The 11,682-nt window shown below is 38.0% G+C and carries 11 protein-coding genes; 1 reads left to right on the forward strand and 10 read right to left on the reverse strand.

Annotated features, from left to right (window positions below; translation table 11 throughout):
• Complete coding sequence (gene merA / locus fad_RS02820; RefSeq protein WP_009887631.1) at positions 1-1,383, reverse strand: mercury(II) reductase; 1,383 nt, start codon at positions 1,381-1,383, stop codon at positions 1-3.
• On the reverse strand, positions 1,376-1,606 hold the full coding sequence (locus fad_RS02825) for a heavy-metal-associated domain-containing protein (protein ID WP_009887632.1): 231 nt from the start codon (positions 1,604-1,606) through the stop codon (positions 1,376-1,378). Before fad_RS02825 ends, merA begins: the two co-directional genes overlap by 8 nt.
• Before the next feature lie 89 nt (positions 1,607-1,695).
• Here fad_RS02825 and fad_RS02830 point away from each other — a divergent pair, with 89 nt between their 5' ends.
• Entirely contained in the window at positions 1,696-2,037 is a 342-nt protein-coding gene (locus tag fad_RS02830; RefSeq protein ID WP_009887633.1) for a winged helix-turn-helix transcriptional regulator, read from the forward strand.
• Between the two features lie 100 nt (positions 2,038-2,137).
• Here fad_RS02830 and fad_RS02835 read toward each other — a convergent pair whose 3' ends face one another.
• The 8 genes from fad_RS02835 to fad_RS02870 form a co-directional block, all read right to left on the reverse strand.
• The gene (locus tag fad_RS02835) at positions 2,138-3,067 is read right to left on the reverse strand and encodes a class I SAM-dependent methyltransferase (RefSeq protein WP_081141698.1); all 930 of its coding nucleotides are present in this window, start codon (positions 3,065-3,067) and stop codon (positions 2,138-2,140) included.
• 5 nt (positions 3,068-3,072) lie between these two features.
• A complete protein-coding gene (locus tag fad_RS02840) occupies positions 3,073-5,118 on the reverse strand; it encodes an ATP-dependent DNA helicase (protein WP_009887635.1) in 2,046 nt (681 codons plus the stop codon).
• Between the two features lie 97 nt (positions 5,119-5,215).
• A complete protein-coding gene (locus fad_RS02845) occupies positions 5,216-6,961 on the reverse strand; it encodes a proton-conducting transporter transmembrane domain-containing protein (RefSeq protein ID WP_081141699.1) in 1,746 nt (581 codons plus the stop codon).
• On the reverse strand, positions 6,958-7,557 hold the full coding sequence (locus fad_RS02850) for an NADH-quinone oxidoreductase subunit B family protein (protein ID WP_009887637.1): 600 nt from the start codon (positions 7,555-7,557) through the stop codon (positions 6,958-6,960). The genes fad_RS02845 and fad_RS02850 overlap by 4 nt, the downstream gene beginning before the upstream one ends.
• Complete coding sequence (locus fad_RS02855; RefSeq protein WP_009887638.1) at positions 7,554-8,708, reverse strand: NADH-quinone oxidoreductase subunit D-related protein; 1,155 nt, start codon at positions 8,706-8,708, stop codon at positions 7,554-7,556. Before fad_RS02855 ends, fad_RS02850 begins: the two co-directional genes overlap by 4 nt.
• Positions 8,695-10,020, reverse strand: a complete 1,326-nt coding sequence (locus fad_RS02860; RefSeq protein WP_081141701.1) for a proton-conducting transporter transmembrane domain-containing protein — start codon at positions 10,018-10,020, stop codon at positions 8,695-8,697. Before fad_RS02860 ends, fad_RS02855 begins: the two co-directional genes overlap by 14 nt.
• Positions 10,017-10,658, reverse strand: a complete 642-nt coding sequence (locus tag fad_RS02865) for a hypothetical protein (RefSeq protein ID WP_081141703.1) — start codon at positions 10,656-10,658, stop codon at positions 10,017-10,019. Before fad_RS02865 ends, fad_RS02860 begins: the two co-directional genes overlap by 4 nt.
• Positions 10,655-11,596, reverse strand: coding sequence for a respiratory chain complex I subunit 1 family protein (locus fad_RS02870; RefSeq protein WP_019841725.1), 942 nt, complete (start codon positions 11,594-11,596; stop codon positions 10,655-10,657). The genes fad_RS02865 and fad_RS02870 overlap by 4 nt, the downstream gene beginning before the upstream one ends.
• Positions 11,597-11,682: the final 86 nt, after the last annotated feature.

Below are 11,682 nucleotides of genomic sequence, written 5' to 3' on the forward strand. Positions count from 1 at the left end.
CTAGTCCATACAGCAGCTCATCTTTGATATATCCCTTATGAAAGCCTGTCCACCTATTTTTATAGATTCTGCTACAGTAGGGAATACATGCATAGCATTTATGAGGTTGTCGTAGGTTAACCCATTTTGAATAAGGTATACTCCCTCAATTATAAATTCTGCGGCCATAGGTGCCACAACATGAACCCCGAGAATTTTCTTATCCTTTCCAGATATGACCTTAGCAATACCGTCATAACTATTCAGGATGTTGGCTTTTACGACATTTTTTAATTCCACGGTTCTCACATCATATTCTATATTTTTCGACTTCAGTTCTGCCTCTGTATATCCAACCGATGCAACATTTGGTTCAGTGAAAACTACCCATGGCACTTCATGCATATTGATTGTTCTACTCCCACCAAGCATGTTTTCAACTGCGATAACGCCTTCTTTTCCAGCGAGTGTTTCCAGTTTTAATGATTGCCTTATGCAGTCTCCAGCTGCATATATAATTGGATTTGTGGTTTTAAGGCTATCATCAACAACAATACCATTATCGGTTGAAATCCCAGCAGCTTTTAAGTTTAATTTGTCTATTTGTGGCACCCTTCCTGTGGCAACAAGCAAGCTATCAAAGTTGTCAAATGTTCCCGCCTCTGTAACTATGCTTTTTTTGCCATTTTTATTTATAATTTCCTGAAAATTCTGCCCAAGGTGAAAGATTATCCCGTTAGTCTTTAAAGCGTTTATCAGGTGATTATTAATATCTTCATCAAATCCTTTCAATATTCTATTGGACCTGTTAAAAATATGGACTTCAGTGCCAAAGTTTGAGAAGGCATATGCCAGTTCAAGTGCCACTTCACCCGAACCTAATACAGCTATCTTCCCTGGAAGTTCTCTCATATTCCAGATTGTGTCACTTGTGTAATAATCTGTAAGCCCTTTAATTTCCGGAATTAATGTTCTTGATCCGGTTGAAATAATGAAATTAAGTGCTTTTATATCTTTATTGTTTACGGCTACTGTATTGTTATCAATAAATTTTGCCATCCCTTCATACATATCTATATTTTCGAAATTTTTTATTACATCTGCATATTTGGTATTCCTCTCAGTGGAAACAAAATCATTCAACGATTCCATAAATTCTGAAAAGTTAATATTTGCATTTGCTGTTATTCCACGGTATGATGGCTTAGTTGCCTCCTTATAATTCTTAGAAGCTTCTATTAAAAATTTAGATGGGACACATCCAACGTTTACGCATGTCCCCCCTATTGGTCCAGTGCCGATTAAAGCTATTTTCATCTGGTTAGAGGTTAGTTCACTAGCCTTAATGGCGGCGGCAAAACCAGCTGCTCCCCAACCTATAATTGCCAGATCGTATTCACTCATTTTTAACACTTTTTAACTGTGCTTTATACTGGCCTTTGAAAACATCCAGCTTTAATAGGTTCTCCGGATCAACAGTATCCATGGCCTTAACGACTGCCATTCCGTCTTTGAGGGAAACAGAAACATCAGTAACGCCTTCCGCCTGCTTTAGCCCACCGCTTACGTGCCTCACACAATCATCGCATGTCATTCCATATACTTTTAATTCAACTGTCTTTGCCATAATATATTATTACATATTCCTATTAAACCCATTAAGTAACAAAAATTTGACTTTGGTTAAAGATTTATAGGTATTAACATTGTAATATTATGAAAAATTCAAGAGCTGAAGCATGCATGATATATGATAATGAAAAAACTATCTGTATTGATACTTCATTGCCTGTATTCGATTTGCTGGGAAAACGCTATACATTATTTATTCTGGGCGTGATAGGAAACAATAACACAAGGAAGAACTTTAACGATATTTATAATTCAATTCCAGGTTCAAATAGAACAATTATAGCCAGACGGTTGAAAGAGCTTACAGATGCTGGAATTGTAAAAAGGTGTAGAAAAGAAGTTGTAACATATGAACTAACAGAAAAAGGGCAGGATATAAGAAAGGGTGTCATATGTTTTCTGGATTCCATTGACAGAACTATGTAGTTTCAATTATGATTCTGGATTTTATATTTTCGTTGTGGCCTCCGGTTATATGCAGGTTCAGGATTTATTGCGTAGGATCTTTGCTGTCTATCAAAGACCACTATAATTTTCTAAATTCCATAGAATACATATTTTGATATTTAGAAAATCCATGCACTACCCTTTTGTATACAAGTTCAAGGCCCATTTCCCTGAAAGATTCCATCCTCCCCTCAAGTGTTGGCAAATCGCATATCTCATAATAGTTAATTAAACCACCAATTTTCAGGGATTTATAAGCTACGCCAACAAATTCACTGGCATCATGTGGCAGGTTCATTATAATCCGGTCAACATTTTCATACTGTTGTATTAACTCACCTGAATCACCAGCAACAGGCGTTATTTCTCCTCTTAGCCTGTTCAGCTTTAAATTTTCCAGTAAAAGATCAATTGCATTCTGGTTTTTATCCATAGCAACGATGCTGCTTTCCCTGTTTTTTGCAATGAGTATGGAAAATGGCCCAATCCCGGCAAACATATCTACTATATTTTCTCCATCAGATACTTCCTTTGCAATCCTGAGCCTCTCACTTGCCAGCCTCGGAGAAAAATATGCCTTTGACACATCCACCATTAGCCTTATTCCATTTTCCCTGTAAATGGTTTTATAAACAGGTTCTCCATAAATCAGTGTTAATTGCCTTGTCCTGAACTCTCCCGTTATTCCCTTATCCAGGTAAATGGTTTTAATATTTTTTCTGGTTTTAAGAAAATCGGAAAGGTATTTTGCATCCTCTATAGTTTTTCCTTTTATTATCGCAATGCTTCCTATTATATCATAAGAAAATGAAATTTTTTCAGGTTCAATCCTGTTCGAGGGAGCCCCTTCAATGTCAACGGTATAAAAATCTATATTGTTTTTATTTACAGGGATATATACATATGTTCCGTCGTTAAGTATTTTGTATTCCCTGTTGATCAGATCCAGCTCCCTTAATTTATTGATTGTTTCCTGCCCATTTTCCTTATCTACCCTGACATGCAACATTATTTCTACCTGTAGTACCTGTTATTCAATTTCCCTGCATTTTCTATTATATCCTTAGCCAGTTTGGTTGAAAATCCAAATATCCGTGAAATATCTTCTACCCTCGCATTTGCTATATCATCTATTGATTTAAATCCATTGTTATATAGCCTGCGGCCACGGACACGGCCAACCTGCGGGATTTCTATTATCCTTATTATCTCTTCTTTTACCCCTTCCTTTATTCTGATATTCAGATGCAAAAGATTGTTCTCATTCTCCTTGTCAAACATACTGCCAAGGCGGTAAAGCGAATACGATATCCAGTCTGCAGATGATGCCTTTGCCTGAATATCTCCCGGCCCTATGCCAAATGTCTCCGCTATTGTATTTATAGGAACTTCATTAATCCATTCATTCAGAATTATTGCTGTTTTCGCTGCGCCCATTGATTCTTCGCTAAAATCAGATATATTATGCCTGTCCAGAAATTCTTCCAGGTATTCATAATCACTGGCACGGTAATTGAACGTGAGCATATCAGGTGTCTTCGATATATAATACAAATACAGTTCCTCTGAAAATTCCAGGTCAAGGCATTTTTTCAGTATAAGCGAACTTACAGGGTCAATATACAGGTCGGAGGTAAGCCTTCCAAATTTTGTTGCGCTGTATATATCATTTTCTTCTGTAATAAAGTCATTATCCTTTAAAAAATACAGAGCACTTTCGAAAGCCAGTTCATAACCATCAATATCGTTCTGGGCGGCGAGAAGGGTTTTCCCATAAAAGTCCTGGATGCCCTTAAGGTCCGTGGCAATTCCAGAGGATATGAGAGCCAGCACATTAAACCTTATCAGGCTATTTGAATCCATCCTCGATATTACAGGTTCCAATTCTCCTGTTAGATATCCCTCTGCTACACGGAGCATCCCGGGTGAAGCTGCATAAATATATCCATACCCTTTTTTATCGTATTTGGGCCTTCCTGCCCTGCCTATCATCTGTTGAATTTCTATCCCTGATATTGGTTTGCTGTATCCATCAGAAAATCTTGTAATATCCCTTATTATGACTGTCCTGGCCGGGAGGTTTACACCTGCAGCAAGTGTTGGTGTCGCCGTCAATATTTTTATGTATCCCTGCTTGAATAATTTTTCAATCATGGTACGCTGGTCATTTGAAAGGCCTGCATGGTGGAACATTACACCATGGGCAACCATATTTGCCTGGGCTTCATTAAAAAGGTCAGGAGGTATTTCCAGTTTCTCGAAATCGTTCTGGAAATCAAAGAAATTAACCATACTCTGGGCATATTTTTCAGCATTTCTCCTGGAATTCCTGAATACCAGCGCCTGACCGCCCGATTCTATGCTTTCCTTAATAAGTGATACTTCATCATCCCTGCCAAGATGCTTTTTTTCACCATCAGTTATAAGATTGCCCTTGAATATTATCCCTGTTTCAAGGGGAACTGCCCTGAAATTGGAAACAACTGTTTCTGCATTCATCCACTCAGCAATTTCCTGAATATTGGAAACAGTTGCTGAGAGCCCTAGTAACAGGATTTCTGGATTGAGATACAGCAATGATGATATAACTGTTTCCAGCCGTGGCCCCCTTGAAGGGTCAGATATCATATGTATCTCGTCAATTATAACAAGCCCGAAATAGTTGAGGATATCCGGGTCCCTGTGCAACATGGAATCAGCTCTCTCCGATGTAGCTATAATAACATCGTAATTTTTAACGAATGATGGTGGAACATCGTAGTCGCCTATAGACATTGTAACCTTTACCCCAAGGTTTCTCAGTGACAGCAATTCGGAGAACTTTTCCATAGCCAGTGAACGGAGCGGAACAATATACATTGATTTCTTTCCTTTCAGATAAGTATCGTAAATAGAAATATACCCTATCAGGGTTTTTCCGGATGCAGTAGGTACGGAAACTATCACATTTTTATTTTCCCTTAATTTAGCAACGGCTTCTTCCTGGTGTTCATATAGAGTGAAATCATTGTTATCTGTAACTTTCAGGAATTCCGATGGGGTAATTTCACTTAACTTCATAATGGATTATGATAGTATGTTTTAAATAGCTATCTACATAAAAAAATTAAATCTATGTTTTCTGTAGACGGCTGTGTCATGAAACTTTCAACACAGATCATGAGAATGAGGCTATTATAATGACCAGAATAAACGCTATTATCATATAGATAATATAATATGATATTGAACTGTTCATAATTTTATAGGCTACAAGCCGGGCGAATTTTCTATACGATTTTGCTATATTTATCATTACAAGCCAGAAAATATCCACAGTTTCTACGCCATCTTCGCTGGTATATGATGTCCTGAGCACCCTTTTAAGTATGAGCCTTATATTGTTGGAATAGTTAAATGAGTTAAAATACTCATTATGTTCTATTCCTCCATTCCATCTTTTAGCAACCCTCACACGTGGCTTCCCGAACACGAGGTAAACTATCAGGGAAAATAATAGAAGGAATATAAATATGTAAAGCGGTGTTATAAGCCCGAAATCGGCTGGCCCGAAACGCGATTCAATCATTAATCCTTTGAAAACCAGTACAGATGGTATTCCGGATATGTATTCATTTCCGATCAACAGGAATGATACAGCGAAAAGAAAGACAAGGATTAATCCCGTAGCAAGTATTGTGTAATTCTCAAGATTCTTTCCGGATGTTTTTTTGTGGTTATCTGTAAAGTAAAACACTTTCAGCATGGCTGCTGTGGCAAAACCCTCTCCCATAGCTATAAGGGAGCCTGCTATTATGGATGTTATGCCCAATGGGCCATAGAGGTAAGCCCCCATGAAGAAAGATTCCAGTATCATCCAGGTACCCAGCCCACCTAATGAAGGGAACAACCCGGACAGGGAAGAAAGTGCAAAAAACTTTCCGATCTGGTTTATTGTGCTTTTCTCGCCATTAACAGCACTGAAATATTCTACCCCGGTATGGCCGACAGTTATAAACAAACCGGTTTTGGCTATTGAATGTGCCATGGCAAAGATAGCTATGGATATGAGTATAAATTCCCTTAACACACTGTTGTCTACAGCTACAAATAAACCTATTGTTGCCATCAGGGCACCGTTATTTTCTATGGTGCTGAAACCGCCTAAGGACTTCATATTTTCCGATATATAAGCATATAATGCTCCGAATAGGACAGATATGACCCCTATTATTATAAATATAATTCCTATGTCTATTGAAACTACAGAAAGCAATGCAATTTTTACTATGCCATATACACCCATTAACGTCATTGTAGCACTGAATATTGCTGAAGTATTTGCCGGGGCGCTCCCGTGTGCAATGGGCAGCCATTCACTGATCATGAATGGGGTTAAACCCATTTTTGACATTGCACCTATGGCAAATATAAGCAATACTGTGTCGTTGGTAAGTTTTGAAAAGTCTAAAGTGCCGGTATAAACATATGAAATCACAGCAGCTGTAATTATTAAAACTGTGCTGATTTCAGAGAAAAACATGAATATATAAGCTTCCATATCATTCTTTTTGTTTACAGCTACTGTAACATATGCAGGAATAGACATGATTTCCCAGCCTGTTATGAATAAAAGGTAATTTGGGGAATAAAGTATAAGCATCATTCCAGCTATTGTCAATATGAATAATGGTGCCAGCCACCTGCCATACTTCTTTGAATATGATATGGAAAAAACTGAGGCTATTATCCACACGATTGCAGCAATAAGATAAAAGTATGTTATATAGTCATAAATCCTGAACGTGAATAAAAAGAACATTGCCGATGCTATGGCAGTGAGCAAATATCCGGCTGTCCTGTACTTTATGGAAATCAGGACCGATAAAAATACAAGGATTAACGGTAAATAGTACAGTATCATCTTTTACCCCTCGCCTTTATTATCGCGTTTATTATAGAAGCAGGTGTGGGTGGGCATCCTGCAACTTCTATATCATATTTATCCATTGCCCTGCTGCCAATAATTCCTCCGGAGAGTGCACATGCCCCTATTCCTATGACTATTTTAGGGGAAGGCATAGCATCATAAGCCTCCTTTAAAACAGCTTCCATGCCATCTGTGTACACTCCCATAACAACAAGTGCATCAGCATGCCTCGGTGTATTTGACATAAAAATCTTAAATCTGTTTGTATCATACTGCGGGGAAAATAATGTTGTAAACTCAACATTGCAGGCTCCACATGTACCGGAATCTATAGGATATAAATACAGGGATTTTTCAAATATGTGTGGTGTTTCCCTATTAACTGTGAAAGTTGTCTGTTTTCCTGTGGGTTTTAGATCACATTCCCTGCAGAATATACATCTGTTCATGTCCCATTTCCCATTCTCCAGGGCATCTGTAGGGCAATCATAATCGCTCTTCCCATCAAGGAACGATGGCTGTTCAACCCTATAGCCCTCAAGCTCTTCCGTCTTTATTCTATTTTTTACCCCCTTGAGGAACCAGTTCATATAAAATTCACCTCCAGTTCAGAAATCCATATGCCAAAACTTTCCCACACAAAGAAGAAATCTGTGAATATATTGTTATTTTTCAAAGCTTCCCTGAACAGCCTTAAATTAAGGTATGAAGGCGAAACCATCTGGATATCATTTAATTTCCCATTTTCTATATTTACATAATAAAAAATATCGCCTGCAGGGGATTCTATACGGGCAGACCCCTTCCCTGAACCTGTTAATTCATTTTTTGTCCGTGTTTTAATATTCTTAACGCCATATGAATCTATAATATTTATCGCTTCAAATACCTCTTCTGATCTTACAACTAACCGGGAGAACGAGTCTGCTCCAGATTCTGTTACCGGTGTAAAATTTCTATAATCCAGCGATTTTGAATCTTTTCTTGCATCAAATTTAAATCCGGCTGCCCTGGCGGCTGGCCCTGTTGAATTCTCATTTTTAACGATTCCATTTTCCTGGATCCTATCAAGGAATATCTTGGAGGATAACAATCCATCATAAATATCACGGAACTGTTTTTCAATGGCATTTAATTTTATTGTTGAAAAATCTCCTGATACTGTTCCAAAACCATTAACAGAAAAAAAGTATCTATGGCCGAATGCCCTGGATATAATCCGTGCTACCTCTTCCCTGAGATATAGGAGCTGTTTTTCAGGAACAGCAAATCCAGCTGATTCGCACATGCCCTTTATAACGTCTATATTTGACCTTATGCGCTCCAGTTCAAGTTCCACTATTCTCATGTCATTTAATTCAGAATTTTCGATGCCCAGTGCCTCTTCTACTGCCAGAATGTATCCTATGCTATTGGATGCGGCATGGAATCCATTTATCCTCTCAACTTTAAGCAATGCACGTGAAACCGGGTCTCCGAGAATTTTTAAATCGCGCTTTTTGTATTCAGGATGTATTATCACATCCCTTATTGTTTCCCCTGGAGTAAGCAGGCTGAAATTTACTGATTCCCTGAGCCCTCCTGCCGATGGACCATAATTAAAATAGATTTCCCCTGGATTTTTATCCGCAAATTGGTCTGTGTTTTCAACTGCCGGAGCTATTGAAGAGGCATATATGTCGTAGTTTTTGCTCCTTCCTATATAACGCCCTGAACTTTCTCCAAACTTATAATATTGCATGATACACCACCAGAAATACCACTCCAATAAATATTGACAATATGGCGGCTATGAGTGGCAAGGCCGTATTAATTCCAGACTGGCTGTACTCAGATTTTCCCCTGAAAATCATTTTTGAAACATTAAAATTAATTGATACAAATGCCAGGAATAATGATAAAACTATTATGACAAACTGGGCATAGAAGTGGATTGTAAACACGGAATACAGTATGAGGAACTCACCGAAGAACGTTCCGAAGGGAGGAGTTCCGGTTACTGCAAAGGATGATAAAAGCATGGAAGCTGCACTGGATCTGTTCCTTATTAATCCTGATACGCCATCGATTGATTTTGTTCCAGACATTTCATATACATTTCCGGATGAATAGAAAGCCCCCGCTTTGCCAAAACTATGGGCAAGCAGCAGGAGAAGTGAACCTATAAGCCCGGTTATTGTAAAAGTACTGAAACCTATCAACGCTATATTCATATTTTCCATTGTAGAATAGGCAAACATCCTCTTGTAATTTTTCTGGTATCCAAGGAATATAGCTGCAAACAGTACCGATATTGTTCCAGCCCATACAAAGAGTTCCCTCATGGGAAATATTTCATAAATCCTGTATAATACATAAAGAGCAACGGGCAACAGCACACCTGAAAACATTGCACTGACAGGTGCCGGGGCTTCGCTATGGGCATCGGGAAGCCATGTATGTACCGGAAATACGCCTACTTTTGTACCGAACCCAACGAGGGCTATTGCAACTGCAAGCCTTACAGCTATTGTATCCTTTGCCCCATAGGCTAATATGGTTGTAATTGTAAGCGTTCCAAATGAATAATAAATAAGTATTACAGATATAAACGCAAATGTGACGCCTGCGGATACAATAATAATATATCTCCATGTGGCTTCAAGTGAAATATCTGATTTTTCAGTGATAAGAAGCAATGCAGAGGATATTGTTGTTGTCTCTATCCCCACCCACATAAATCCGTAATTATTTACCATGAGTGCAAATTCCATTGCAACATAAAAGAATCCCATAAGCATGTAATAAACGTTTTCTGAAATCCCTTTATTCTTTATGTTATGCACATATTTCACGGAATATATCAGGGACATAAGATATACTGAACTTACCATTAAAATGAATATATATGTGATATGGTCTATAAAGAAGAATCCAGATGGAGCCATATTAAAGTACAATGAAATCAGCAATACCATCTCTATGATTGCACCTATTATGCTTGCCTCCTTTATCTTTTTAAAGTAAGCCATAGATATAAGCGGTATTGCCAGTATAAGAATTTCATAAATCATCCTCTCAACTCCTCCACAGGCTTATGCTCTGTTTTTTCAATGCTAATTATGGAAAATATAACAACAAGTACCAGCACATCAAGAAATACGCTGCTCTCAATTATAATTGGAACCGGCAGTATGAATGTACCGAGAAGTATCAGGGAATTTTCCTCTTCAATGTATCCAAGTATCTGGGCCACCGTCCTTCTCCTTGAAGCTATTACGAAGAGCCCCTGGAAGAAAAGTAGAAGAGGAAACAGGATTATATCACTGTCAGGAAATATGTGCGACCTTATATGTATAAATGATATGGAATAGACAATGAATATTGAAATTACTATAAATGCCAGGTCAATCAGCAAATAATATGTAGTAGGCAGCTTTGATTCGTAGAGATAATTCTTGTTCTTCGGTATCTTTGACACCAGGAAATATGTAACAAGCACAGTCCTGAGCAGAATAACCAGTGCACCCAGTATGAAGAATGTATACTGTCTCAATACAATTCCAAGGAGGAATGCAATTAATGCAATAATAAATGACTGGAATGCCTGGGTTAATACCATGGACCTCAGGTATTTATTGGACTGGATATAAAATCCGGTGACAACAATCAGTGCAGCAAGGAGATAAATAAATGTGTATATTATATTCATGTGATCACCTCTGTGAGTATCAGGAACAGAATGGAAAAGGTGAATGCAACAGCAAGGTAATCAATAACCCTGAATAGCCTGAGTTTTGCCAGTGATGTATCTATTACAAGCACGATTACTATTAATAATAGCCATTTCCCAATCATGGTAAGGGCATTTAAAAAGAATAGGGGAAATGTGTTAAACATCCCCCATGGTATCAGGAATACATTTATCAGCACAGAGCCCAGCAGGTAGGTTTTCATATAGGAAGACCATTTATTTATCGCCAGTGCTTTTCCGCTGTATTCATAATCAATTCCAGAATCGATCATTCCCATTTCCTGGTTTCCTTCGCTCTGTGTTGGCATTTTTCCAAATTCATAGAGGAAAACCATAAAGAATGCAAAGATTGCAAAAATATGTACCAGAGTGAGATTTGAAAGTGGATGTGATATTAAATAATGGTTTGTTGTATAGGGATTGTTTGTCCCGCTTATCAGTGCAACTGCAAAGAATACTGTTATTAATGTGCCCTCCCCGAAGAAATTAAAGGACATGAGCCTCGATGCACCCATGGATGAGAAGTTGCTTCCGGAATCCAAAGTGCCTATAATTTTTACGAAAGCGGCAAGGGAAAATAATATGGCACCGGCGAAAAAATCACCCGATGCAGTGAATATTATTGGCTCTGTCATAAATACGGGTATAATCAGTGCAATCAGGGAATATATACCAAAGGCAATATATGGGGAATATAGAAAGAATCTGGAGGAATTTTCAGTAACTATAGTTTCCTTTTTAAGCAGCTTGAATAAATCATAATAGGGCTGAAATATGCTAGGGCCTTTTCTTGATTCAATATTGGCTTTTAATTTTTCAAATATACCAATTGCAAGTGGCGAAAATAACACAACGAATAGGTACTGCGATAGCGTCTCCATGATCAATATTAACATATGTATCACCAGTAGGCGTCATCAGCGCACTGCAATTTGGAGACGTCATTCCACACCTTAATCGTTTATCTATATTTAAATTTTAT

Source organism: Ferroplasma acidiphilum (genome assembly GCF_002078355.1).
In the GTDB taxonomy this organism is placed as follows: domain Archaea; phylum Thermoplasmatota; class Thermoplasmata; order Thermoplasmatales; family Thermoplasmataceae; genus Ferroplasma; species Ferroplasma acidiphilum.